At 41.8% G+C, this 26,816-nt stretch carries 22 protein-coding genes; 17 read left to right on the forward strand and 5 right to left on the reverse strand.

What is annotated here, in order from left to right; genetic code table 11:
- Window positions 1-120: 120 nt before the first annotated feature.
- Window positions 121-399 (forward strand): DUF6110 family protein, encoded by a 279-nt coding sequence (locus HT732_RS07645; RefSeq protein ID WP_173254512.1) that lies wholly within the window; start codon window positions 121-123, stop codon window positions 397-399.
- Window position 400: 1 nt separating this feature from the next.
- On the forward strand, window positions 401-2,464 hold the full coding sequence (locus HT732_RS07650) for a heavy metal translocating P-type ATPase (protein WP_173254513.1): 2,064 nt from the start codon (window positions 401-403) through the stop codon (window positions 2,462-2,464).
- A 77-nt stretch (window positions 2,465-2,541) separates the two neighbouring features.
- Here HT732_RS07650 and tyrS read toward each other — a convergent pair whose 3' ends face one another.
- Entirely contained in the window at window positions 2,542-3,798 is a 1,257-nt protein-coding gene (gene tyrS / locus HT732_RS07655) for a tyrosine--tRNA ligase (protein WP_173254514.1), read from the reverse strand.
- A 141-nt stretch (window positions 3,799-3,939) separates the two neighbouring features.
- Between tyrS and pbp1b the strand changes: the two genes are divergently transcribed.
- From pbp1b to HT732_RS10400, 7 genes are all read left to right on the forward strand, one after another.
- Complete coding sequence (gene pbp1b, locus HT732_RS07660; protein WP_173254515.1) at window positions 3,940-6,405, forward strand: penicillin-binding protein PBP1B; 2,466 nt, start codon at window positions 3,940-3,942, stop codon at window positions 6,403-6,405.
- Window positions 6,406-6,487: 82 nt separating this feature from the next.
- Window positions 6,488-7,399, forward strand: a complete 912-nt coding sequence (locus HT732_RS07665) for a DMT family transporter (protein ID WP_173254516.1) — start codon at window positions 6,488-6,490, stop codon at window positions 7,397-7,399.
- A gap of 229 nt (window positions 7,400-7,628) precedes the next feature.
- Entirely contained in the window at window positions 7,629-8,327 is a 699-nt protein-coding gene (gene dapD, locus HT732_RS07670) for a 2,3,4,5-tetrahydropyridine-2,6-dicarboxylate N-acetyltransferase (RefSeq protein WP_173254517.1), read from the forward strand.
- Between the two features lie 66 nt (window positions 8,328-8,393).
- Window positions 8,394-9,524 carry an N-acetyldiaminopimelate deacetylase gene (locus HT732_RS07675; protein WP_173254518.1) on the forward strand — a complete coding sequence of 377 codons (1,131 nt, stop codon included), beginning with the start codon at window positions 8,394-8,396 and terminating at the stop codon, window positions 9,522-9,524.
- Between the two features lie 11 nt (window positions 9,525-9,535).
- Window positions 9,536-10,075 carry a 5-formyltetrahydrofolate cyclo-ligase gene (locus HT732_RS07680; RefSeq protein ID WP_173254519.1) on the forward strand — a complete coding sequence of 180 codons (540 nt, stop codon included), beginning with the start codon at window positions 9,536-9,538 and terminating at the stop codon, window positions 10,073-10,075.
- Window positions 10,059-10,733, forward strand: a complete 675-nt coding sequence (locus HT732_RS07685) for a rhomboid family intramembrane serine protease (RefSeq protein ID WP_173254520.1) — start codon at window positions 10,059-10,061, stop codon at window positions 10,731-10,733. Before HT732_RS07680 ends, HT732_RS07685 begins: the two co-directional genes overlap by 17 nt.
- A gap of 62 nt (window positions 10,734-10,795) precedes the next feature.
- Window positions 10,796-11,026 (forward strand): hypothetical protein, encoded by a 231-nt coding sequence (locus tag HT732_RS10400; protein ID WP_050392052.1) that lies wholly within the window; start codon window positions 10,796-10,798, stop codon window positions 11,024-11,026.
- Here the strand turns inward: HT732_RS10400 and galU are convergent.
- From galU to argS, 4 genes are all read right to left on the reverse strand, one after another.
- Window positions 10,984-11,883: a UTP--glucose-1-phosphate uridylyltransferase GalU gene (galU, locus tag HT732_RS07695; protein ID WP_000202219.1), complete on the reverse strand. Its 900-nt coding sequence runs from the start codon at window positions 11,881-11,883 to the stop codon at window positions 10,984-10,986. The two genes, HT732_RS10400 and galU, sit on opposite strands and share 43 nt — an antisense overlap.
- 21 nt (window positions 11,884-11,904) lie before the next feature.
- Window positions 11,905-12,921: an NAD(P)H-dependent glycerol-3-phosphate dehydrogenase gene (locus HT732_RS07700; RefSeq protein ID WP_173254521.1), complete on the reverse strand. Its 1,017-nt coding sequence runs from the start codon at window positions 12,919-12,921 to the stop codon at window positions 11,905-11,907.
- Between the two features lie 168 nt (window positions 12,922-13,089).
- A complete protein-coding gene (locus tag HT732_RS07705) occupies window positions 13,090-13,335 on the reverse strand; it encodes a hypothetical protein (RefSeq protein WP_000084859.1) in 246 nt (81 codons plus the stop codon).
- A 501-nt stretch (window positions 13,336-13,836) separates the two neighbouring features.
- Complete coding sequence (argS, locus tag HT732_RS07710) at window positions 13,837-15,528, reverse strand: arginine--tRNA ligase (RefSeq protein ID WP_173254522.1); 1,692 nt, start codon at window positions 15,526-15,528, stop codon at window positions 13,837-13,839.
- Between the two features lie 135 nt (window positions 15,529-15,663).
- On the opposite strand from argS, the gene argR reads away from it, so the two are divergent.
- The 8 genes from argR to HT732_RS07750 all read left to right on the forward strand — a co-directional run bounded on the left by argR (window position 15,664) and on the right by HT732_RS07750 (window position 26,696).
- On the forward strand, window positions 15,664-16,110 hold the full coding sequence (gene argR / locus HT732_RS07715) for an arginine repressor (RefSeq protein ID WP_001231476.1): 447 nt from the start codon (window positions 15,664-15,666) through the stop codon (window positions 16,108-16,110).
- Between the two features lie 50 nt (window positions 16,111-16,160).
- The gene (mutS, locus tag HT732_RS07720) at window positions 16,161-18,695 is read left to right on the forward strand and encodes a DNA mismatch repair protein MutS (protein ID WP_173254523.1); all 2,535 of its coding nucleotides are present in this window, start codon (window positions 16,161-16,163) and stop codon (window positions 18,693-18,695) included.
- A 145-nt stretch (window positions 18,696-18,840) separates the two neighbouring features.
- Window positions 18,841-20,547, forward strand: a complete 1,707-nt coding sequence (gene patA, locus HT732_RS07725) for a multidrug efflux ABC transporter subunit PatA (protein WP_173254524.1) — start codon at window positions 18,841-18,843, stop codon at window positions 20,545-20,547.
- Between the two features lies 1 nt (window position 20,548).
- Entirely contained in the window at window positions 20,549-22,315 is a 1,767-nt protein-coding gene (gene patB, locus HT732_RS07730) for a multidrug efflux ABC transporter subunit PatB (protein WP_173254525.1), read from the forward strand.
- Window positions 22,316-22,451: 136 nt separating this feature from the next.
- The gene (locus HT732_RS07735) at window positions 22,452-23,141 is read left to right on the forward strand and encodes a gamma-glutamyl-gamma-aminobutyrate hydrolase family protein (RefSeq protein WP_173254526.1); all 690 of its coding nucleotides are present in this window, start codon (window positions 22,452-22,454) and stop codon (window positions 23,139-23,141) included.
- A gap of 169 nt (window positions 23,142-23,310) precedes the next feature.
- Window positions 23,311-24,660: a glucose-6-phosphate isomerase gene (locus HT732_RS07740; RefSeq protein WP_173254527.1), complete on the forward strand. Its 1,350-nt coding sequence runs from the start codon at window positions 23,311-23,313 to the stop codon at window positions 24,658-24,660.
- Between the two features lie 127 nt (window positions 24,661-24,787).
- A complete protein-coding gene (gltX, locus tag HT732_RS07745) occupies window positions 24,788-26,248 on the forward strand; it encodes a glutamate--tRNA ligase (RefSeq protein WP_173254528.1) in 1,461 nt (486 codons plus the stop codon).
- Between the two features lie 13 nt (window positions 26,249-26,261).
- Complete coding sequence (locus HT732_RS07750) at window positions 26,262-26,696, forward strand: cytidine deaminase (RefSeq protein ID WP_173254529.1); 435 nt, start codon at window positions 26,262-26,264, stop codon at window positions 26,694-26,696.
- Window positions 26,697-26,816 lie beyond the last annotated feature (120 nt).

Below are 26,816 nucleotides of genomic sequence, written 5' to 3' on the forward strand. Positions count from 1 at the left end.
AGCAACTTTAGGATGATTTGTAATAGAATTAAATAGTAGTATCATTACTTTTCAAAGTACCAAAATTAAATTGCTTTTATATCTAAATTGATATATAATAATATCTAGGAGGAAATAAGTATGTTAAAAGAAGTATTAAGCGTCGCAAAAGTTGCGAAAAAATCATCAGTCTTTTTGGGTGGTGTCGCATTTGGTACCCTTGGTTTGAAAATCTTGGCAAGTAAGGAAGCTAAAAAAGGTTATTCTAAAGCTTTGGCTAAGGCTTACAAGTTGAAAGACGAGCTAGATGCATCTGTTTCTGTTGTGAAGCAACATGGAGACGATGTCTTGCAAGATGCCAAATATTTGTACGAGCAAGAGAAAAAAGAAGAGCAATTAGATAGCCTTATAGGAGAATAATATGTCTTTTAAAGTGCTACATAGAGGATACCAACATATCCGACTATCATCTTCTTTTTCACTCACCTTGGATATTCAAGACTATCTTCGTTCCTTGGCGAGAGATGAAAAGGGGATTGAGTCTATCCAGTTTTACATGGATCAACAGCACTTTACTCTACGTATAAAAGAAGGCTTTTCTGTATTAGATAATGCAGAAGCCTTTTTAAAAAGAATTGATAAAGGGAAAGTTTCTGAGTTGATGACTCTTCCCATTCGTAGAGAAGAGAGTGCTTATTCTATTGTTTCAGGTGCAGCGATTAAGCGTGTGCTTTTTCGTAGTTTTGTGCCGTATCCTATTCGCTATATATGGACTTGTTATCAGGCTTTGGGTTATATTAGAGAAGCCTATCAAACACTAGCGCGTAAGGAACTAACGATGGAGGTCTTGGACTGTTCGGCGATTTTATTGTCCTTGTTTATGAACCAATCCAAGACAGCTAGCAATATCATGTTTATGCTTGATTTGGGGAATCATTTAGATCAGTGGTCCTTGAAAAAAACTGCAACAGATTTAGAACAAAGCCTTCTTGCAAAAGAGAACGATGTATTCCTAGTACAGGGCGATACGGTTGTTAGTATCAAGAGTTCTGATGTTCAAATAGGAGATGTCTTGATATTATCTCAAGGAAATGAAATTCTGTTTGATGGACAAGTAGTTTCAGGTTTAGGTATGGTCAACGAAAGTTCCTTGACGGGAGAGAGTTTTCCAGTTGAAAAAAGAGAGTCTGATTTGGTTTGTGCAAATACAGTATTAGAAACTGGAGAGTTACGCATTCGTGTAACCGATAATCAGATGAACAGCCGTATTTTACAACTGATTGAGTTGATGAAGAAATCTGAAGAAAACAAGAAAACGAAACAACGCTATTTCATCAAGATGGCGGACAAGGTCGTCAAATATAATTTCTTGGGGGCTGGGCTGACTTACCTATTGACAGGTTCTTTTTCGAAGGCTATTTCTTTCCTATTGGTCGATTTCTCCTGCGCTTTGAAAATCTCTACTCCTGTAGCTTATTTGACAGCTATCAAGGAGGGGTTGAATCGTGAAATGGTGATTAAGGATGGGGATGTTCTGGAGAAATATCTGGAAGTTGATACTTTCTTGTTTGATAAGACGGGAACAATCACAACTAGTTATCCGATAGTTGAAAAGGTGTTACCTTTTGGGGACTATAGTGAGGAAGATATTCTTAGAATCAGTGCCTGTCTTGAGGAACACATTTATCATCCTATTGCTAATGCTATCGTCAAGCAAGCTGAGATAGAGGGAATTGAACATGAGGAAATGCATGGGAAACTCCAATATATCGCAAGTAAGGGAATCAAATCCCATATAGATGGCCAACCAGTTCTTATTGGGAATTATGTTTTGATGCAGGATGAGCAAATTCATATCAGTTCAGAACAAAATGCTTTAATTGAAGAGTACAAGAGTCACTACAATCTCTTATTCTTGGCTTATCAGAATGAATTGATTGGAATGTTCTGCATCCATACTCCTTTGAGAAAAGAAGCAAAAGCAGCCTTGGAGAAACTTAAGACGCAAGGGAAAAAATTGATTCTGGCAACAGGGGACACCCTGGTTAGGACAGAGGAATTAGTCAAAGATTTGCCCTTTGATCAGGTCTATACAGACTTGAAACCTGATGGAAAATTTGAGTTAGTAGAGGAACTGCAGAAAGCAGGTCACACTATTTTGATGGTTGGGGATGGGTTGAATGACTCAGCTGCTCTAACCCTATCAGATATCGGTGTGGTGATGAATGAGAGTGCAGATATTTCTAAGCAGATGAGTGATATCTTATTGTTAGATAATCGTTTGGATTTCTTCCAAGAGTTGGATTGGCTATCATCATCTTTGCAAACACTCATCAAGAAGAATATTCAAGATACCGTTGTCGTAAATAGTAGTTTGATTGGCTTTGGCTTGTTTAATTGGCTCAGTCCTTCAAATCTTTCTATCTTACATAATCTAACAACCTTACGCATTGTACTGCGTAGCCTGTCTATTAAAAATAGATAGATGAGAGTTATTAACAGCAAAAAGGAGTTACCTTTCTCGAGGGTAACTCCTTTGTTTATAGATAAATGTTGAATAGTTTAGTAAGTCAATACAAAGTATTTTTTCTTACCACGACGGATAACAGTCAGTTCATTCTCTAACTTATCTGCGTCACTCAAGACATAGTCAAGGTCTTGGATACGGTCGCCATTTACGTAAATGGCTCCGTTTTGGACATCTTCACGGGCTTGGCGTTTTGAGTTAACTACACCAGCTGATACGAGCAGTTCTACGATATTGTGGTTTTCGTCTGCTTGAACGTGATAGTTTGGTACACCACGAAGTCCTTGTTTGAGCTCTTTGACAGAAAGGTTTTTGATGTTTCCTGCAAAGAGTTGCTCAGTGATGTTGAGGGCTTCTTTGTAAGCTTCTTCTCCGTGAACAAGTGTAACGACTTCACGAGCCAAGACTTTTTGAGCCAAGCGTTCATGTGGCGCTGCTTCAAATTGTTTACGGATTTCTTCAATCTCATCAAGTGACAAGAAAGTAAAGATTTTCAAGAAGCGAACAGCGTCTGCGTCCATAACGTTCATCCAGAATTGGTACATTTCGTATGCAGAAGTCTTTTCAGGATTGAGCCAGACTGCGTTTCCTTCTGATTTACCAAATTTCTTACCAGTTGCATCTGTGATCAATGGAACAGTGATAACATGGCCAGTCTTGTCAGCCTTACGACGAAGTAATTCGGTACCAGCTGTCATATTTCCCCACTGGTCAGAACCACCGATTTGAAGAGTGACATTATGGTCTTGGTTAAGAACGAAGAAGTCGTACCCTTGCATGATTTGGTAAGCAAACTCAGTGTAGGAAATCCCAGTTTCAATCCGTTTTTTAACAGACTCCTTGCTCATCATGTAGTTGACAGTGAAGTATTTTCCAATATCACGGAGGAAGTCAATGAAGCTGATGCTGCCAAACCAGTCGTAGTTGTTGACCATGACAGCTTTATTTTCACCATTTTCAAAGTCAAGAAAACGAGAAAGTTGTCCTTGGATAGACTTGACCCAGCCCTCTACTGTGTCTTTTGTTTGGAGACTACGTTCAGCATCTTTGAAGGACGGATCTCCGATGAGACCTGTAGCACCGCCAACGAGCGCATAAGGTTTGTGACCTGCTAGCTGCAAGCGACGACTTGTCAAGATTGCGACAAGGTGGCCTAGGTGAAGGCTGTCAGCAGTTGGATCGTAGCCAGTATAATAAGAAACTTGACCTTCTTCTAGGGCTTTACGCAAAGCTTCTTCATCAGTCGTTTGAAAAATCAAACCACGCTCTTTTAGCTCATCAAAAATGTGCATGTGTCTTTTCTCCTTTTTAAAATTATTGTTTCTAACTATTGTATCACAAACTTGAGCAATAGCCTAGTAGAATAGGGAAGAAAGTGGCTATTTTATTGAAAGTTTCCCTTTTGTGGTATAATAGATAGAGTGAGGAAATCCATGCAAAATCAATTAAATGAATTAAAACGAAAAATGCTGGAATTTTTCCAGCAAAAACAAAAAAATAAAAAATCAGCTAGCCCTGGCAAGAAAGGCTCAAGTGTCCAAAAATCTAAATCCTTAGAGAAGCCAGCCATTTTTCCAGCTATTTTACTGAGTATAAAAGCCTTATTTAACTTACTCTTTGTACTCGGTTTTCTAGGAGGAATGTTGGGAGCTGGGATTGCTTTGGGGTACGGAGTGGCCTTATTTGACAAGGTTCGGGTGCCTCAGACAGAAGAATTGGTACATCAGGTCAAGGACATTTCTTCTATTTCAGAGATTACCTATGCAGATGGGACGGTGATTGCTTCCATAGAGAGTGATTTGTTGCGCACTTCTATCTCATCTGAGCAAATTTCGGAAAATCTGAAGAAGGCTATCATTGCGACGGAAGATGAACACTTTAAAGAACATAAGGGTGTAGTGCCCAAGGCGGTGATTCGTGCGACCTTGGGGAAATTTGTAGGTTTGGGTTCCTCAAGTGGGGGTTCAACCTTGACCCAGCAACTGATTAAACAGCAGGTGGTTGGGGATGCACCGACTTTGGCTCGTAAGGCGACAGAAATTGTAGATGCTCTTGCCTTGGAACGCGCCATGAATAAGGATGATATTTTAACGACTTATCTCAATGTGGCTCCCTTTGGCCGAAATAATAAGGGGCAGAATATTGCAGGAGCTCAGCAGGCAGCTGAGGGGATTTTCGGTGTAGATGCAAGTCAGTTGACTGTTCCTCAAGCAGCATTTTTAGCAGGACTTCCACAGAGTCCCATTACCTACTCTCCTTATGAAAATACTGGAGAGTTGAAGAGTGATGAAGACCTAGAAATTGGCTTAAGACGGGCTAAGGCAGTTCTTTACAGTATGTATCGTACAGGTGCCTTAAGCAAGGACGAGTATTCTCAATACAAGGATTATGACCTTAAACAGGACTTTTTACCATCGGGCACGGTCACAGGAATTTCACGAGACTATTTATATTTTACAACTTTGGCAGAAGCTCAAGAACGTATGTATGACTATCTAGCTCAGAGAGACAATGTCTCCGCTAAGGAGTTGAAAAATGAGGCAACTCAGAAGTTTTATCGTGATTTGGCAGCCAAGGAAATTGAAAATGGTGGTTATAAGATTACTACTACCATAGACCAGAAAATTCATTCTGCCATGCAAAATGCGGTTGCTGACTATGGCTATCTTTTAGACGATGGAACAGGTCGTGTAGAAGTAGGAAATGTCTTGATGGACAACCAAACAGGTGCTATTCTAGGCTTTGTAGGTGGTCGTAATTATCAAGAAAATCAAAATAATCATGCCTTTGATACCAAACGTTCGCCAGCTTCTACTACCAAGCCCTTGCTGGCCTACGGTATTGCTATTGACCAGGGCTTGATGGGAAGCGAAACGATTCTCTCTAACTATCCAACAAACTTTGCTAATGGCAATCCGATTATGTATGCTAATAGCAAGGGAACAGGAATGATGACCTTGGGAGAAGCCTTGAACTATTCATGGAATATCCCTGCTTACTGGACCTATCGTATGCTCCGTGAAAAGGGTATTGATGTGAAAGGTTATATGGAAAAGATGGGCTACGAGATTCCTGAGTACGGTATTGAGAGCTTGCCGATGGGTGGTGGTATTGAAGTCACAGTTGCCCAGCATACCAATGGCTATCAGACCCTAGCTAATAACGGGGTTTATCATCAGAAGCATGTGATTTCTAAAATTGAAGCAGCAGATGGTAGAGTGGTGTATGAGTATCAGGATAAACCAGTTCAAGTCTATTCAAAAGCTACTGCGACGATTATGCAGGGATTGCTACGAGAAGTTCTATCCTCTCGTGTGACAACAACCTTCAAGACGAATCTGACTTCTTTAAATCCTACTCTAGCCAATGCAGATTGGATTGGGAAGACTGGTACAACCAACCAAGACGAAAATATGTGGCTCATGCTTTCGACACCTAGATTAACCCTAGGTGGCTGGATTGGGCATGATGATAATCATTCATTGTCACGTAGAGCAGGTTATTCTAATAACTCTAATTACATGGCTCATCTGGTAAATGCGATTCAGCAAGCCTCCCCAAGCATTTGGGGGAACGAGCGCTTCGCTTTAGATCCTAGTGTCGTAAAATCCGAAGTCTTGAAATCAACAGGTCAAAAACCAGGGAAGGTTTCTGTTGAAGGAAAAGAGGTAGATGTTACAGGTTCGACTGTTACCAGCTATTGGGCTAATAAGGCAGGAGCGCCAACGACCAGTTATCGCTTTGCTATTGGCGGAAGTGATGCGGATTATCAGAATGCTTGGTCTAGCATCGTGGGGAGTCTACCAACTCCATCAAGCTCCAGCAGTTCAAGTAGTAGCTCTAGCGACAGTAGTAACTCAAGTGCTACACGACCTTCTTCTTCAAGGACGAGACGATAAGTTCTATAAACTGTGCTAAATGAAGTGGCTAATCAATGGATTGCCACTTTTTTCTTTTTCCCTTTCGTGTTACAATAAAGGTATGAATCAGTATCAGAAAAAGATTGTTAAAGGAACCATTTATTCGCTCCTATCCGGCTTAATCTGGGGAATCTGTGGGATTTTAGGAGAGTACTTCTTTACTCATTATCAGGTGTCTTCGGGCTGGATTACCTCTATGCGTTTGACACTGGCAGGAAGTCTTGTACTCATTTGGTCTGCGATGCAATTAAAATCGCAAGTGCTAGATATTTGGCGAGACAAGAAAAATTACCTGCCCTTTTTGGCCTATGCTATTTTGGGGATTTTTTCAGTCCAATATTTTTTCTATCTCTGTGTAGAATACTCAAATGCAGCGACAGCGACTATTTTACAGTTTATCAGTCCTGTCTTTATCCTCTTTTACAATCGCTTGGTTTATCAAAAACGAGCGTCAAAAAGCGCTATTTTCTATGTTTTGGTTGCCATGCTGGGCGTGTGCTTGATGGCGACAAAGGGAGATCTCTCTCAGTTATCCATGACGCCGCTAGCTCTTATAACAGGTTTGCTGAGTGCCATGGGTGTTATGTTTAATGTTATCCTACCTCAACCTTTCGCTAAGAGATACGGTTTTGTTCCCACGGTTGGGTGGGGGATGATTTTGGCGGGTTTATTTAGCAATGTTCTTTCGCCGGTTTACCAACTTTCCTTTACTCTGGATATTTGGAGTATTTTGATTTGTCTCATTATCGCTTTCTTTGGGACGGCTTTTGCTTTTTTTATTTCCATGAAGGCTGTGTCCTTGGTTTCTCCCTTGGTGGTTTCCGTTATCAGTGCCAGTGAACCTCTCTCTTCTGCTCTCTTGAGTGTTTTGTTCTTAGGATTGGTAGTGGATTGGTCCCTTCTTCTAGCTATGGCCTTGATTATTTTGCCTATGATATTTTTGTCTATAGAAGAAGCGAAAGAAAGTAGATAAAAAGTCTTTTCTTAATTCTAAAAGTGTGCTATACTAGAATAGTCAATAAAACACGGGGAGATAGTTGTGAAGAGTGTTTTTAGGTTGTATCGGTAGGGGCTTGCTTTTACCGACAGCACGTTTTATCTCACATCCCTAAAAAATCATACCTAAAAACAGACAAAAAGGCTTCAAATTTGAGGCCTTTTTTGGTAGAATAGTTATCATTATAAAGAATGAGAGGCCTTTTATGACTGCTACAAAAATGAACGCTCAAGAAATTATCCAATTTATCGCTAATGCTGAGAAGAAAACCAGTGTTAAAGTAACCTTTGATGGACAACTCGCAACTGCTGTACCTAGCTCTGTTATCAAACTAGGGAATGTCCTATTCGGAGATTGGAAGGACGTGGCTCCTCTTCTCGATGGTTTGGTAGAAAATCAAGACTATGTTGTTGAGCAAGATGCTCGTAATTCTGCAGTTCCTTTGCTAGACAAACGTGAGATTAACGCTCGTATCGAGCCAGGTGCGATTATCCGTGACCAGGTTGAAATTGGAGACAATGCTGTTATCATGATGGGGGCTGTTATCAATATCGGTGCTGAAATTGGTGCAGGAACTATGATTGACATGGGGGCTATCCTTGGTGGCCGTGCTATCGTTGGGAAAAACAGTCACGTTGGTGCAGGTGCCGTTCTTGCAGGTGTGATTGAGCCAGCTAGTGCAGAACCAGTCCGTGTTGGAGACAATGTTCTTATCGGTGCCAACGCAGTGGTTATTGAAGGGGTTCAAATCGGTAGTGGTTCAGTTGTCGCAGCAGGAGCTATCGTTACCCAAGATGTTCCAGAAAACGTGGTAGTAGCAGGTGTTCCAGCTCGTATCATCAAAGAGATTGATGCCCAAACCCAACAAAAAACAGCGCTAGAGGATGCGCTTCGTACCTTGTAATTGTAAAAGAAAAATAGAGGCGGAACCCTTTTCCAGCCTCTTTCTGCTATATAGGAGGATAGATAGATGTTAGATTTGATTCAGACTAGACGAGATTTGCACCAGATTCCAGAGATTGGTTTGGAGGAGTTCAAGACTCAGGCTTATTTGCTAGATGTGATTGAGAAATTGACTGCGGGCAAGGATTTTGTTCAAATTCGTACTTGGCGGACAGGTATTTTGGTTTATTTGCAGGGAAGTCAGCCAGAGCGTACTATTGGTTGGAGAACAGATATTGATGGCCTGCCTATTGTCGAACAAACAGGATTTCCTTTCGCTTCTCAGCACCAAGGTCGCATGCACGCCTGTGGACATGATTTCCACATGACCATTGCCTTGGGATGTTTAGAGCGCGCCCTTGAGGAGCAACCAAAGAACAATCTGCTCTTTCTGTTTCAACCTGCTGAAGAAAATGAAGCTGGTGGCATGCTCATGTATGAAGATGGCGCTTTTGGAGACTGGTTGCCAGACCAGTTTTATGGACTCCATGTCCGTCCAGATTTAAAAGTCGGCCAGATTGCGACTAATACTCATACACTCTTTGCAGGGACCTGTGAGGTGAAGATCCGTTTCAAAGGCAAAGGTGGCCACGCAGCTTTTCCTCATGAAGCCAATGACGCCTTGGTGGCTGCTAGTTACTTTGTGACCCAAGTGCAGTCAGTTGTTAGCCGCAATGTCAACCCAATCGAGGGAGCAGTGGTGACCTTTGGTCTTTTTCAAGCTGGAACAACCAACAATGTCATCACAGATACAGCTTTTTTACATGGAACTATTCGGGCCTTGACACAGGACATGAGTCTCTTGGTGCAAAAGCGGGTCAAAACAGTTGCAGAAGGAGTTGCAGCAGCCTTTGATATGGAAGTCGAAGTGGAACTCAAACAAGGTGGATACCTGCCTGTTGAGAACAATCCAGCCTTGGCGCGTGAACTGATGGATTTCTTTGCCGAAAAAGAGGGAATCGAGTTGATTGATATCGATCCTGCTATGACAGGTGAAGACTTTGGTTATCTCCTTTCAAAGGTTGATGGTGTTATGTTTTGGCTAGGTATCGATAGTCCTTACGCCCTTCATCACCCTCAGATGAGTCCTAAGGAAGAAGCATTAGCTATTGGGGTGGATGCGGTCTCTAGTTTCCTGAAAAAGAAGGCAGCAGAGTAGAGGAATTGTCTATGAAAGCAGAATTACGCAAGCAAGTCTTGCACGAAATGAAGGCTATCCCTCGAGAGCAAAAACAGTTTATAGACCAAGCTTTAACTGAGCGACTTTTACAACACCCCTTCTACCAAGAAGCCAAGATCATCGCAACCTATCTCTCTTTTCCTCATGAGTTTCAAACTCAGGGATTGATTGAGCAGGCGCTGAAGGACGGCAAGAAGGTTCTGATACCTAAAACTTATCCCAAAGGGCGCATGGACTTTGTGGTCTATGATCCGCAGCAGTTGGTAAAAACTTCCTTTGGATTACTGGAACCACAGGGAGATTTGGAAGTGGTGGATGCCTCTCAGATTGATTTGATTCATGTTCCAGGGCTGGCTTTTACGACAAAGGGATATCGAATTGGCTATGGCGGAGGTTATTATGACCGCTATCTGGAATATTTTTCTGGTCATACTTTGAGTACGGTTTATCATTATCAAGTTCAGGACTTTATCCCTGAAAAGCATGATATTCCTGTTCAGGAGGTTCTGATTGATGAAGGAAATCTTTGATAGACGTTACCCTGTAACGAGTTTCTTCCTCTTAGTGACGGCCTTGGTATTTCTACTAATGTTGGTGACTACAGGTGGAAACTTTGACAGGGCGGATACATTATTTCGATTTGGAGCTATGTATGGGCCTGCTATTCGGCTCTTTCCCGAGCAGATTTGGCGTCTCTTTTCTGCCATTTTTGTTCATATTGGGTGGGAGCATTTCATTGTCAATATGCTTTCGCTCTATTATCTTGGTAGGCAAGTAGAGGAAATTTTCGGATCCAAGAAGTTTTTCCTTCTCTATCTCTTATCTGGAATGATGGGCAATCTCTTTGTTTTTGTATTTAGTCCTAAATCCTTAGCAGCAGGAGCCTCGACTTCTCTCTATGGGCTATTTGCTGCGATTATCATTCTTCGCTATGCCACTCGCAACCCCTATATCCAACATCTAGGACAGTCTTATCTGACCCTTTTTGTGGTTAACATTATTGGAAGTGTTCTGATTCCAGGAATCAGTCTAGCAGGCCATATCGGGGGAGCAGTTGGTGGAGCATTTCTAGCAATTATCTTTCCAGTTCGAGGAGAAAGATGGATGTATAGTACCAGCCAGAGGTTAGGAGCGGTAGTGTTATTCGTAGGACTCGCAGTCTTGCTTCTCTACAAGGGAATGGGATGAAAATTTGTGTAATGAAAAAAGATAAGGAATTTTTCGAACCTTATCTTTTTATTTTATACTCAATGAAAATCAAAAAGCAAACTAGGAAACTAGCAGCAGGTTGCTCAAAGCACTGCTTTGAGGTTGTAGATAGAATTGACGAAGTCAGCTCAAAACACTGTTTTGAGGTTGCAGATAAGACTGACGAAGTCAGTAACCATATATACGGTAAGGCGACGCTAACGTGGTTTGAAGAGATTTTCGAAGAGTATTATTCCTTCTCAGCCAATTCTTTTCCAAGTTGGATGAGGTAATCTTTCAAGTCATCTTTGACTTGTGGGTGCTTGAGGGCGTAGTCAATAGATGTTTTCATAAAGCCAAACTTATCCCCAACGTCGTAACGAGCTCCTGTAAATTCACGGGCAAAAACACGTTGTGTTTTATTGAGAGTATCTATAGCATCGGTAAGCTGGATTTCATTTCCAGCACCAGGAGCTTGCTTTTCGAGGATATCAAAAATTTCTGGTGTCAGAAGATAGCGACCGATAATTGCTAAATCACTTGGTGCATCTTCGGGAGCTGGTTTTTCAACGAAAGTTTCAACGCTATAGAGACCATTAATCCCTTCACCTTGAGGAGCGATAACTCCATATGATGAAACGTCTTCGTGTGGTACGGGCATGACAGCAATGGTTGATGCGTGTGTCTTTTCGTAATCATTCATCAGTTGTTTTGTCAAAGGAACGGCATTCTCGTCTGTGATGTCCATAAGGTCATCACCCAGCATAACAACGAAGGGCTCATTCCCTACAAAAGCTTTGGCTTGTAGGACAGCGTCTCCAAGACCACGAGGGTGAGTTTGGCGGATGAAATGGAGGCGCATACCAGTTGCTTCATCTACCAATTTTAACAAATCCGTTTTGCCTTTTTCCTTAAGATTGTATTCAAGCTCAAAGTTTGAGTCAAAGTGGTCCTCAATAGAACGTTTTGATTTACCAGTGACAACCAGAATATCTTCAATACCTGATTTGAGAGCCTCTTCCACGATAAACTGGATAGTTGGTTTGTCTACAATTGGTAACATTTCTTTGGCAAGAGCCTTGGTTGCTGGTAAAAATCGAGTTCCAAGCCCAGCGGCAGGGATGACTGCCTTTCTAACTTTTGATGTCATAAGAATCCTTTCTTTAGAGGGTTAAGACCACTCATTTTCTGCTTTAAATTCATTGTTCATGATGTCATAAATGGCATCTTTGATATTGGTTCCGTGGTAAATAACTTGGTAAATGGCTTGTGTAATGGGCATATAGACTCCAAGTTCTTGCGCTAGTTCATAGGCTGCTCGAGTCGTTGAGATTCCTTCGATTACCATGCCCATATTGGCTTCGATATCAGCTAGAGATTCTCCACGACCAAGAGCATCTCCGGCTCTCCAGTTACGAGAGTGGATGGAGGTTCCCGTTACAATCAAATCTCCCACACCAGATAAGCCGCTATAGGTCAATGGACTGGCACCGAGTGCTACCCCTAAGCGGGTAATTTCTGCCAAGCCTCGAGCGATGATGGCTGCCTTGGCATTGTCACCAAATCCCAGACCATGTAAAGCTCCAGCACCGACAGCGATAATGTTTTTAAGAGCACCAGCGGTTTCGACCCCGATAACATCCGTATTGGTATAAAGTCGGAAGTAGTGATTACTAAAGAGCTCCTGAACGTATTGAGCTGTTTGTAAATCTTTAGAAGCAGCAGTGATTAAAGTCAGGTCACGCACAATAGTCTCTTCTGCATGACTAGGCCCTGAGACAACGACGATATCACTGCGGAGATGTTCAGGAATTTCTTCTTCAAGGATGGTTGATAATCGTTTATGGCTATCGGGTTCTAATCCCTTTGATGCGTGCATGATGATAGCCTTATGGTCTAAGGTTTGAGCAACTTGTTGGGCAACAAGTCGTGTCACTTTTGTTGGGACAACAAACAAAATCGCATCCACATCTTTTAATGCATCTGCTAAGTTGGTGTAGGCAATGATATTTTCGTCTAGGATGACATCTTTAAAGTAGTGCTTATTAGTATGGTGTGTATTAATTTCATTGATTTGTTCGGGAATGTTTCCCCAAATACGTACCTCGTGTCCATTGTCATTTAAGACTTGTGAAAGGGCAGTTCCCCAAGAACCAGGCCCCAAGACGGCGACGGTTTGTTTTTCCATGATTTCCTCCTTAATAGAGTCCTTTCCATTATTCTATCATATTCTAGAGGATTTTGCACTTTCATTGCTGGGGAGTGGTGGCTTTGTTGTTTGAAAAATACACAAAAACCGAGACTCAGTATTAAACTCTTAGTCTCGGTTTTGACATTCATTAAAGTATAGCTAGGTTTATTTCAATTGATCTGTAATGTCTTTTGATAGCAACATTCCCAGATGATAAGTTTTATTGATGTAAGCAATGACATCATTGATATTTTCAGTCGTGTGAATTTTCTCCTTGATGTCAGCTCTAAATGTTTCATCCTTCAAAAGTTGTTCTTGGTAGAGCCTTTGAAGTCTCTCCTTTTCGTACTTATTGAGCAGAAAAAGGAACACCAAGCTAATTACAACGAGGATATAAGCATATTGGCTCATAAGAAATCTCCCTGTATGATAAAGAAGTAGTAGTGAGTAAATCGATTTAGTGGACCTAAAATAGCAGAACAAGTCAGCAAAACTTGATAAGATTTTTGATAGGCCTCTAAACCAAAATCCGTATAGGATTTGGTCTTAATTACTTAAACTGCTTTTTAATCAAGTAACTAAAAGATTACGACATGAAACAAACCAAATCGATATTATTGGGTTAGATGAATTAGTAAAGCGTTTAGACAAGTGTCTCTGATTACGACGTCATGGCCCCTAAATCGATTATATTTAGGGGTCATGACTAGTGAAGCAGTTAGCTAGTCCGCATATAAGCGGCTAGCGTCTAACAATTAGGAACTTTAGTTCCAATAACTTGAAGATTACGACGTTTTAGGACATAAATCGATCATATTTATGTCCTAAAACTAGTGAAGCGCCTAGCCAAAGTCCGAATAGGATTTGGCGTTAGTTACTTAGATTGCTCCGCAATCAAGTAACTTTGGCGATTTACATCTTCTCAGGCGATTCTACTCCAAGCAAGCGAAGGGCTTCTTTGAGAACAACTGCAGTTGCGTAGCTAAGAGCTAGACGGCTGTCGCGTTCTGGGCTTTCATCCAAGATACGTGTATGTGCATAGTATTTGTTAAAGGCTTGAGCCAGGCTAATTGCAAATTTAGCAATGATAGAAGGTTCAAAGTTATCCGCTGCACGGTTGATAATACGTGGGAAGTCTTGGATGAGTTTGATGATTTCCCAGCTTTCAGCATCATTCAAGCTATAGTTGCTAGCTGTTTCTGGTTTGAAGTCTGCTTTGCGCAAGATAGATTGGATACGAGCGTAGGCGTATTGAACATAAGGTCCAGTTTCACCCTCGAAGGATACCATAGCCTCTAAGTCGAAGTCGTATCCATTTGTACGGTCGGTTTTGAGGTCATAGAATTTAATGGCTCCAACCCCAACAGCATGGGCTACTTGGTCTTTGTTTTCAAGTTCAGGATTTTTAGCCTCGATTTGGGCCTTGGCACGACTAACGGCCTCTGCAACAGTTGGTTCTAGCAAGATGACATTCCCTTTACGAGTGGAGAGTTTTTTCCCCTCTTTTGTAACTAAACCAAAAGGAACGTGAGTAATGTCGTTACTCCAGTCGTAGCCCATTTCTTGCAAGACAGCTTTGAGCTGTTTAAAGTGGGCAGATTGCTCTTGACCAACGACATAGATAGATTTAGCAAATTGGTATTCGTTTTTACGGTAAAGAGCTGCAGCCAAGTCACGTGTGATGTAGAGAGTTGCACCATCAGATTTTTTGATAAGGGCTGGATGTTCAATTCCATATTTCTCAAGATTCACAACTTGGGCACCTTCTGATTCAACAAGAAGGCCTTTTTCAGAAAGAATGTCTACAACTGCATCCATCTTATCGTTGTAGAAGGCTTCTCCGTTGTAGCTGTCAAATTCGACTTGCAATTCATTGTAAAGACGGTTAAATTCCACCAAACTTTCATCACGGAACCATTGCCAAAGAGCAAGAGCTTCCTCGTCGCCATTTTCAAGTTTACGGAACCATTCGCGTGCTTCTTCATCCAAGCTAGGGTTATTTTCAGCTTCAGCATTGATGCGGACGTAGAGTTTAAGAAGTTCATCGATTGGATGAGCTTTTACAGCTTCTTCGTTGCCCCATTTTTTGTAGGCAACAATCAGCATCCCAAACTGTTTACCCCAGTCTCCCAAATGGTTGACCTTGACCGTTTGATAACCGATTTTTTGGAAAATATGTGACAAGCTATCTCCGATAACAGTTGAGCGCAGGTGGCCAATAGAGAATGGCTTAGCGATATTGGGACTAGACATATCGATCACAACATTTTCTTGTTTGCCAATAGTTTGATCAGCATAGTGTTCTTTTTCAGTGATAACAGCTTGCAATACTTGAGCAGAAATGGCAGATTTATCAAGGAAAAAGTTAACGTAAGGTCCTGTTGCGACAACCTTTTCAAAGGCTTGGCTGTTAATTTTTTCAGCCAGTTCAGCCGCAATCATTTGAGGTGCTTTACGTTCGACTTTTGCAAGAGAAAAAGCAGGGAAAGCGATGTCTCCCATTTCTGAGTTTTTAGGTGTTTCCAGTAAATTTAAAATAGCCTCTTGGTCCAGGCTATCAATGATGCTAGCCAACTCGCTAGCAATCAATTCTTTTGTATTCATTAAGAGCTCCTTTTTGGACTTTTCTACTATTTTATCACAATTTTAAAGAAAGAAGAAAAAATTTTTGAAATCTCCTATTTTTTTGGTATAATATAGTTATAAAAATAGTTATAAATATTCACATAAGAGGATTTTATGAGAAAAAGAGATCGTCATCAGTTAATAAAAAAAATGATTACTGAGGAGAAATTAAGTACACAAAAAGAAATTCAAGATCGGTTGGAGGCGCACAATGTTTTTGTGACGCAGACAACCCTGTCTCGTGATTTGCGCGAAATCGGCTTGACCAAGGTCAAGAAAAATGATATGGTGTATTATGTACTAGCAAATGAGACAGAAAAGATTGATTTGGTGGAATTTTTGTCTCATCATTTAGAAGGTGTTGCAAGAGCAGAGTTTACCTTGGTGCTTCATACCAAATTGGGCGAAGCCTCTGTTTTGGCAAATATTGTAGATGCAAACAAGGATGAATGGATTTTAGGAACAGTTGCTGGTGCCAATACCTTATTGGTCATTTGTCGAGACCAGCACGTTGCCAAACTCATGGAAGATCGTTTGCTAGATTTGATGAAAGATAAGTAAGGTCTTGGGAGTTACTCTCAAGACTTATTTTTGACAAGGAGAGACGGAAAATGGCGACAGAAAAGTTATCACCCGGCATGCAACAGTATGTGGATATTAAAAAGCAATATCCAGATGCTTTTTTGCTCTTTCGGATGGGTGATTTTTATGAATTATTTTATGAGGATGCGGTCAATGCTGCGCAGATTCTGGAAATTTCCTTAACAAGTCGCAACAAGAATGCGGACAATCCGATTCCTATGGCAGGTGTCCCCTATCATTCTGCCCAACAGTACATTGATGTCTTGATTGAGCAGGGTTATAAGGTGGCTATCGCAGAGCAGATGGAAGATCCTAAACAAGCAGTTGGGGTTGTGAAACGAGAGGTTGTTCAGGTCATTACGCCAGGGACAGTGGTCGATAGCAGTAAGCCGGATAGTCAGAACAATTTCTTGGTTGCTATAGACCGTGATGGCAGTCAATTTGGCTTAGCTTATATGGACCTGGTGACGGGTGACTTTTATGTGACAGGTCTTTTGGATTTCACACTGGTTTGTGGGGAAATCCGCAATCTCAAGGCGCGCGAAGTAGTGTTGGGATATGACTTGTCTGAGGAAGAGGAACAAATCCTTAGTCGTCAGATGAATCTGGTACTTTCCTATGAAAAAGAAGGCTTTGAAGACCTTCATTTACTGGATTCACGATTGGCATCTGTGGAGCAAGCGGCATCTAGTAAGTTGCTCCAGTATGTCCATCGAACCCAGATGCGGGAATTGAACCACCTCAAGCCTGTTATCCGTTATGAAATCAAAGATTACTTGCAGATGGATTATGCGACCAAGGCTAGTCTGGATTTGGTTGAGAATGCTCGCTCGGGTAAGAAACAAGGCAGTCTTTTCTGGCTTTTGGATGAAACCAAAACGGCTATGGGAATGCGTCTCTTGCGGTCTTGGATTCATCGCCCCTTGATTGATAAGGAACGAATTATCCAACGTCAAGAAGTGGTGCAGGTCTTCCTCGACCATTTCTTTGAGCGCAGTGATTTGACAGACAGTCTCAAGGGTGTCTATGATATCGAACGCTTGGCTAGTCGTGTTTCTTTTGGCAAAACCAATCCCAAGGATCTCTTGCAGTTGGCGACCACCTTGTCTAGTGTGCCACGGATTCGTGCGATTTTAGAAGGGATGGAGCAACCTGCTCTAGCCTATCTCATCGCACAACTGGATGGAATTCCTGAGTTGGAGAGTTTGATTAGCGCAGCGATTGCTCCTGAAGCTCCTCATGTGATTACAGAAGGTGGTATTATCCGGACGGGATTTGATGAGACTTTGGATAAATACCGTCGTGTTCTCAGAGAAGGGACTAGTTGGATTGCTGAGATTGAGGCCAAGGAGCGAGAAAACTCTGGTATCAGCACGCTTAAGATTGACTACAATAAAAAGGATGGCTACTATTTCCATGTGACCAATTCACAACTGGGAAATGTGCCTGCTCACTTTTTCCGCAAGGCGACGCTGAAAAACTCAGAACGCTTCGGTACCGAGGAATTAGCTCGTATCGAAGGCGACATGTTGGAGGCACGTGAGAAGTCAGCCAATCTAGAGTACGAAATTTTTATGCGTATTCGTGAAGAGGTCAGCAAGTACATCCAACGTTTACAAGCTCTAGCCCAAGGAATTGCGACAGTTGATGTCCTGCAAAGTCTCGCAGTTGTTGCTGAAACCCAGCATTTGATTAGACCTGAATTCGGAGATGATTCGCGAATTGATATCCAGAAAGGGCGCCATGCTGTCGTTGAAAAGGTTATGGGGGCTCAGACCTATATTCCCAATACGATTCAGATGGCAGAAGATACCAGTATTCAACTGATTACAGGGCCAAACATGAGCGGGAAGTCTACCTACATGCGTCAGTTAGCTATGACGGCGGTTATGGCTCAGTTGGGTTCTTATGTGCCAGCAGAAAGCGCCTATTTACCTATTTTTGATGCGATTTTTACCCGTATCGGAGCAGCCGATGACTTGGTTTCAGGTCAATCAACCTTCATGGTGGAGATGATGGAGGCCAACAATGCCATTTCGCATGCGACCAAAAATTCCTTGATTCTTTTTGACGAATTAGGTCGTGGAACTGCAACTTATGACGGGATGGCTCTTGCTCAGTCCATCATCGAATACATCCATGAGTATATTGGAGCCAAGACCCTCTTTGCGACCCACTACCATGAGTTGACTAGTCTGGAGTCTAGTTTACAACACTTGGTCAATGTCCACGTGGCAACCTTAGAGCAGGATGGGCAGGTGACCTTCCTTCATAAAATTGAACCAGGGCCAGCTGATAAATCCTATGGTATCCATGTTGCCAAGATTGCTGGTTTACCGGCTGATCTTTTAGCAAGGGCGGATAAAATTTTGACTCAGTTAGAGAATCAAGGAACAGAAAGTCCTGCTCCCATGAGGCAAACAAGTGCTGTCACAGAACAGATTTCACTCTTTGATACGGCAGAAGAGCATCCTATCCTAGCAGAATTGTCTAAACTGGATGTTTACAATATGACACCTATGCAGGCTATGAATGTCTTGGTCGAGTTAAAACAAAAATTATAAAGAATGAATGACTTGTCATTCTAGCTATATCAAGGAGACTTCTTTGACAATCCCCCACTTTTTTGCTAGAATAACATCACACAAACAGAATGAAAAGGAGCTGACGCATTGTCGCTCCCTTTTGTCTATTTTTTAAGGAGAAAGTATGCTGATTCAGAAAATAAAAACCTACAAGTGGCAGGCCTTGGCTTCGCTCCTGATGACAGGCTTGATGGTTGCTAGTTCACTTTTGCAACCGCGTTATCTGCAGGAAGTGTTAGACGCCCTCCTTGCTGGAAAATATGAAGCTATTTATAGTATCGGGGCTTGGTTGATTGGTGTGGCCGTGGTCGGTCTGGTTGCTGGTGGGCTCAATGTTGTCCTTGCGGCCTATATTGCCCAAGGAGTTTCATCCGATCTTCGGGAGGATGCCTTCCGTAAAATCCAAACCTTTTCTTATGCCAATATTGAACAATTTAATGCGGGAAATCTAGTCGTTCGAATGACAAATGATATCAACCAGATTCAGAACGTGGTCATGATGACCTTCCAGATTCTTTTCAGACTTCCCCTCTTGTTCATCGGTTCCTTTATCCTGGCGGTTCAAACCCTACCCTCTCTGTGGTGGGTAATTGTTCTCATGGTAGTCTTGATTTTTGGTTTGACTGCTGTCATGATGGGAATGATGGGGCCTCGTTTTGCTAAGTTTCAAACCCTTCTTGAGCGCATCAATGCCATTGCCAAGGAAAATCTGCGTGGCGTTCGCGTGGTCAAGTCCTTTGTCCAAGAAAAAGAGCAGTTTGCTAAGTTTACGGAGGTTTCAGACGAGCTACTCGGTCAAAATCTTTACATTGGTTATGCCTTTTCAGTAGTGGAACCTTTCATGATGTTGGTCGGTTATGGGGCGGTATTCCTCTCTATTTGGCTAGTTGCAGGGATGGTTCAGTCGGATCCGTCAGTTGTTGGTTCCATTGCTTCCTTTGTCAATTACCTAAGCCAGATTATCTTTACCATTGTTATGGTTGGATTTTTGGGAAATTCTGTCAGTCGTGCTATGATTTCCATGCGTCGTATTCGAGAAATTCTGGACGCAGAGCCAGCCATGACTTTCAAGGATGTCCCAGATGAAGAGTTGGTCGGAAGTCTTAGCTTTGAAAATGTGACCTTTACCTATCCAATGGACAAGGAACCGATGCTGAAAGATGTGAGCTTTACTATTGAACCTGGTCAAATGGTTGGTGTAGTTGGAGCGACTGGTGCAGGAAAATCAACCTTGGCTCAATTGATTCCACGTCTCTTTGATCCGCAGGAAGGGGCTATCAAAATCGGTGGCAAGGATATTCGAGAAGTGAGTGAAGGGACCCTGCGTAAAGCTGTCTCTATCGTTCTTCAACGTGCCATTCTCTTCAGTGGAACGATTGCAGATAACTTGAGACAGGGTAAGGGAGATGCTACTCTATTTGAAATGGAGCGCGCAGCAAATATTGCCCAAGCTAGTGAATTCATTCATCGTATGGAGAAAACCTTTGAAAGTCCAGTTGAGGAAAGGGGAACCAATTTCTCTGGTGGGCAAAAGCAAAGGATGTCGATTGCTCGTGGAATTGTCAGCAATCCACGTATTCTGATTTTTGACGATTCGACCTCGGCCTTGGATGCCAAGTCAGAGCGCCTGGTTCAAGAAGCCTTGAATAAGGACTTGAAAGGGACGACAACCATTATCATCGCTCAAAAGATTAGCTCGGTTGTTCATGCAGATAAAATCTTGGTTCTAGATCAAGGACGATTGATTGGTCAAGGTACGCATGCAGACTTGGTTGCCAACAATGCCGTTTACCGTGAAATCTACGAAACACAGAAAGGAAAGGAGGAGTAAAATGAAGACAGTTCAATTTTTTTGGAATTATTTTAAAGTCTATAAGCTATCATTTGTAGTTGTCATCCTGATGATTGTTCTGGCTACTCTTGCCCAAGCTCTCTTTCCGGTCTTTTCTGGACAAGCAGTAACAGAGCTAGCCAATTTAGTTCAAGCTTATCAAGATGGCAATCCAGAACTTGTTTGGCAAAGCCTATCAGGAATCATGTTCAATCTTGGTCTGCTGGTTTTGGTTCTATTTATCTCTAGTGTGATATACATGTGTCTCATGACGCGCGTGATTGCGGAGTCGACCAACGAGATGCGCAAAGGTCTCTTCGGTAAGCTTGCTCGGTTAACGGTTTCTTTCTTTGACCGCCGACAGGATGGCGATATACTGTCTCGTTTTACCAGTGATTTGGATAATATCCTCCAAGCTTTTAACGAGAGCTTGATTCAGGTCATGAGCAATATTGTTTTATACATTGGTCTGATTCTTGTCATGTTTTCGAGAAATGTGACGCTGGCTCTTATCACTATTGCCAGCACACCAGTTGCCTTCCTCATGCTGATTTTCATCGTGAAAATGGCCCGCAAATACACCAACCTCCAGCAGAAAGAGGTAGGGAAACTCAACGCTTATATGGATGAGAGTATCTCAGGCCAAAAAGCCGTGATTGTGCAAGGAATTCAAGAGGATATGATGGCAGGATTTCTTGAACAAAATGAGCGCGTGCGCAAGGCGACCTTTAAAGGAAGAATGTTCTCAGGAATTCTTTTCCCTGTCATGAATGGGATGAGCTTGGTTAATACAGCCATCGTCATCTTTGCTGGTTCAGCTGTACTTTTGAATGATAAGTCTATTGAAACAAGTACAGCCCTAGGTTTGATTGTTATGTTTGCCCAATTTTCACAGCAGTACTACCAGCCTATTATCCAAGTTGCAGCGAGTTGGGGAAGCCTTCAGTTGGCCTTTACAGGTGCTGAACGAATTCAGGAAATGTTTGACGCAGAGGAAGAAATCCGACCTGAAAAGGCTCCAATCTTCACTAAGTTGCAAGAAGGTGTTGAAATTAGTCATATTGATTTTTCATACTTGCCTGATAAACCTATTTTGAAAGATGTCAGCATTTCTGCCCCGAAAGGTCAGATGACAGCGGTTGTTGGTCCGACAGGGTCAGGGAAAACGACTATTATGAACCTCATCAATCGCTTTTATGATGTTGATGCTGGTGGTATTTATTTTGACGGCAAAGACATCCGTGACTATGATTTAGATAGTCTCAGAAGCAAGGTGGGAATTGTCTTGCAGGATTCGGTCTTGTTTAGCGGAACGATTCGAGACAATATCCGTTTTGGTGTGCCAGATGCTAGTCAAGAAATGGTTGAGGCAGCAGCAAAAGCAACCCACATTCACGACTATATCGAAAGTTTGCCTGATAAATACGATACCCTTATCGATGATGACCAGAGCATCTTCTCAACAGGACAGAAACAATTGATTTCTATCGCTCGAACCCTGATGACAGATCCAGAAGTTCTCATTCTAGATGAAGCCACTTCAAACGTAGATACGGTGACAGAAAGTAAGATTCAGCATGCTATGGAGGCGGTTGTAGCGGGTAGAACCAGTTTTGTCATTGCCCACCGTTTGAAGACCATCCTCAATGCAGACCAGATTATTGTCCTTAAAGATGGAGAAGTCATTGAACGCGGTAACCACCATGAACTTTTGAAACTAGGTGGCTTCTACTCAGAACTCTATCACAATCAATTTGTCTTCGAATAAGAAAAAGTTGTCCTATGTGGGCAGCTTTTTTTGTCCATAAAAAATATTTATCACGGCCTTTAAAAAAACATATTAGACGAAAGGTCTTTTGAGTGATATGATAGGACTATCGTTAACATTCGAAAGGAGAGACATCATGGCTAGAACGGTTGTAGGAGTTGCTGCAAATCTATGTCCCGTAGACGCAGAAGGTAAAAACATTCACTCATCTGTATCTTGTAGATTCGCAGAGAGCATTCGTCAAGTCGGTGGTCTCCCTTTAGTCATTCCTGTTGGTGATGAGTCAGTGGTGCGCGATTATGTAGAAATGATTGACAAACTCATTTTGACAGGCGGTCAAAATGTCCATCCTCAGTTTTATGGAGAGAAAAAGACCATCGAGAGCGATGATTACAATCTAGTACGTGATGAGTTTGAACTGGCCCTCTTGAAAGAAGCGCTTCGTCAGAATAAACCAATTATGGCAATCTGTCGTGGTGTCCAACTTGTCAATGTTGCCTTTGGGGGAACCCTCAATCAAGAAATCGAAGGTCACTGGCAAGGCCTCCCTTTCGGAACATCTCACTCTATTGAGACAGTAGAAGGAAGCGTAGTAGCTAAGCTATTTGGAAAAGAAAGTCAGGTCAATTCTGTCCATCGTCAAAGTATTAAAGATTTGGCACCTAATTTCCGTGTAACTGCTATTGATCCAAGAGACCAAACCATCGAAGCAATTGAGTCTATCGATGAGTACCGCATTATCGGTTTGCAGTGGCATCCAGAGTTTCTGGTCAATGAAGAAGATGGCAATTTAGAATTATTTGAGTATTTATTGAATGAACTGTAACGACTGTAACATCTGGTCGTTCTTTCTTTTATTTTTTCAAAATTTTTAGAATGTGGCATTTTTACGCAAACGTTTGAATTCTGATAAAAATTGGAGAAATTCGACAAAAAACTTGAAAAAAACGAAGGTAAGCGTTATGATAGAAAAGAAGAAATATTGGAGGAATAACATGTCACATATTAAATTTGATTATTCAAAAGTTTTAGACAAATTTGTTGCACCACATGAAGTGGAATACATGCAATCACAAGTAACAGCAGCAGATGAATTGATCCGTAAAGGAACTGGTGCTGGTAGCGACTTCTTAGGATGGTTGGACCTTCCTGAAAATTACGACCGCGAAGAATTTGACCGCATCTTGAAAGCTGCTGAGCAAATCAAATCAGACAGCGATGTTTTGGTTGTTATCGGTATCGGTGGATCTTACCTTGGTGCCAAAGCAGCAATCGACTTCTTGAACCACCACTTTGCTAACTTGCAAACAAAAGAAGAGCGCAAAGCTCCACAAATCCTTTACGCAGGAAACTCAATCTCATCTACTTACCTTGCTGACTTGGTAGAGTATGTTGCAGACAAAGACTTCTCAGTAAACGTGATTTCTAAATCAGGTACAACAACTGAACCAGCTATCGCTTTCCGTGTCTTCAAAGAACTCTTGGTTAAAAAATACGGACAAGAAGAAGCCAACAAACGTATCTATGCAACAACTGACCGCCAAAAAGGTGCTGTTAAGGTTGAAGCAGACGCTAACAGTTGGGAAACATTTGTTGTTCCAGATGATATCGGTGGACGCTTCTCAGTATTGACAGCCGTTGGTTTGCTTCCAATCGCAGCATCAGGAGCTGACATCAAAGCCCTTATGGAAGGTGCGAATGCAGCTCGCAAAGACTACACTTCAGATAAAATCTCTGAAAACGAAGCTTACCAATACGCAGCAGTTCGTAACATCCTTTACCGTAAAGGTTATGCAACTGAGATCTTGGTAAACTACGAGCCATCACTTCAATACTTCTCAGAGTGGTGGAAACAATTGGCTGGTGAATCAGAAGGAAAAGACCAAAAAGGTATCTACCCAACTTCAGCCAACTTCTCAACTGACTTGCACTCACTTGGTCAATTTATCCAAGAAGGAACTCGTATCATGTTTGAAACAGTTGTCCGTGTTGACAAACCTCGTAAAAACGTGATTATCCCTAGCTTGGAAGAAGACCTTGACGGACTTGGTTACCTTCAAGGAAAAGACGTTGACTTTGTAAACAAAAAAGCGACTGATGGTGTTCTTCTTGCCCACACAGATGGTGATGTACCAAACATGTACGTGACCCTTCCAGAGCAAGATGCCTTCACTCTTGGTTACACTATCTACTTCTTCGAATTGGCTATCGCCCTTTCTGGTTACTTGAATGCCATCAACCCATTTGACCAACCAGGAGTTGAAGCTTACAAACGTAATATGTTCGCCCTTCTTGGAAAACCAGGATTTGAAGAATTGAGCAAAGAACTTAACGCACGTCTATAATAGAAGAAAAGAGTGGTTTGTCCACTCTTTTTACTCTCTTTATTCATAGAAATTGGACTCAGCCAAGACTTGTGATATAATATAGAGAGCAAAAAGGCAGACGCCTAGAGACTTTATAGGAGAAGCTATGTCAAAAGATATCCGCGTACGTTACGCACCAAGTCCAACAGGACTACTACACATCGGGAATGCCCGTACAGCATTGTTCAACTACTTGTATGCACGTCATCATGGTGGAACTTTTATCATTCGTATCGAAGATACTGACCGTAAACGTCATGTCGAAGATGGGGAACGCTCACAGCTTGAAAACCTTCGTTGGTTAGGTATGGATTGGGATGAAAGCCCAGAAACACATGAAAATTACCGCCAGTCTGAACGTTTGGACTTGTATCAAAAATATATCGACCAATTGCTAGCTGAAGGAAAAGCCTACAAATCTTACGTTACAGAAGAAGAGTTGGCAGCTGAACGCGAACGCCAAGAAGCAGCTGGCGAAACACCACGCTACATCAATGAATACCTTGGTATGAGTGAAGAAGAAAAAGCAGCTTACATCGCAGAACGTGAAGCAGCAGGGATCATCCCAACTGTCCGTTTGGCTGTCAATGAGTCAGGTATCTACAAGTGGCATGATATGGTCAAAGGTGATATCGAATTTGAAGGCGGCAATATCGGTGGTGACTGGGTTATCCAAAAGAAAGACGGTTACCCAACTTACAACTTTGCCGTTGTCATCGATGACCATGATATGCAAATCTCCCATGTTATCCGTGGGGACGACCATATTGCTAACACACCAAAACAGCTCATGGTTTATGAAGCACTTGGTTGGGAAGCACCAGAGTTTGGTCACATGACCTTGATTATCAACTCTGAGACTGGTAAAAAACTGTCAAAACGTGACACTAACACTCTTCAGTTTATCGAAGACTACCGTAAAAAAGGTTACTTACCAGAAGCAGTCTTTAACTTTATTGCTCTTCTTGGTTGGAACCCAGGTGGCGAAGATGAAATTTTCTCTCGTGAAGAACTCATTAAACTTTTCGATGAAAACCGCCTGAGCAAGTCTCCAGCAGCCTTTGATCAGAAGAAACTCGACTGGATGAGCAATGACTATATCAAGAATGCAGACCTAGAAACTATCTTTGAAATGGCAAAACCATTCTTAGAGGAAGCGGGCCGTTTAACTGACAAGGCTGAAAAATTAGTTGAGCTCTATAAACCACAAATGAAATCAGTAGATGAGATTATCCCATTGACAGATCTTTTCTTTTCAGATTTCCCAGAATTGACAGAAGCAGAGCGTGAAGTCATGGCGGGAGAAACAGTCCCAACAGTTCTTGAAGCCTTCAAAGCAAAACTTGAAGCGATGACAAATGATGAATTTGTAACAGAAAATATCTTCCCACAAATCAAAGCTGTTCAAAAAGAAACAGGTATTAAAGGGAAAAATCTTTTCATGCCTATTCGTATCGCAGTTTCAGGTGAAATGCATGGACCAGAATTACCAGATACAATTTTCTTGCTTGGACGTGAAAAATCAATCCAGCATATCGAAAATATGTTAAAGGAAATCTCTAAGTAAGAAGGGTATAATAATGGACATCTGGGAAAAGATGTACGAAGAAGCACAGAAGCTATACGATCCACATAAAGTATCGGATTTTGTTTATGCCAACCATGTTGTAGCCGCAGTAGAAGCAGAAGATGGACAAATATTTACAGGATTCTGTATGGAGGGAACCTGTGGTGTTTTCCATCTCTGCGCAGAACGGGCGGCACTCTTTAATATGTATCAATTTTCAGGACAAACTAAGGTTAAGAAAGTATTAGCCTTTCGAGATAAACCACCTTATGGTGGAAGTTCAGGAATGCCCTGTGGTGCTTGCAGAGAATTCCTCTTAGAGATGAACGCTGAAAATAAAGATGCAGAATTCATGATGGACTACGATACAAGAAAGACAGTGAAAGTCGCAGAACTAATCCCCTATTGGTGGGGAGAAGAACGTGCTTCTAAGTTTAATGAACAATAGAAGAGTCAGTACAATTCTGGCTCTTTTTACTATAATTTGAAAAACTGTACTTGAAAAAATTAAAAAAATTAGAAAAAGGTGTTGACAAAGTTTAAAAAGTGGGTATAATAGTAAGAGTTG

Origin of the sequence: Streptococcus sp. 5346 (assembly GCF_013277455.1) — a bacterium.
Taxonomy (GTDB): Bacteria; Bacillota; Bacilli; order Lactobacillales; family Streptococcaceae; genus Streptococcus.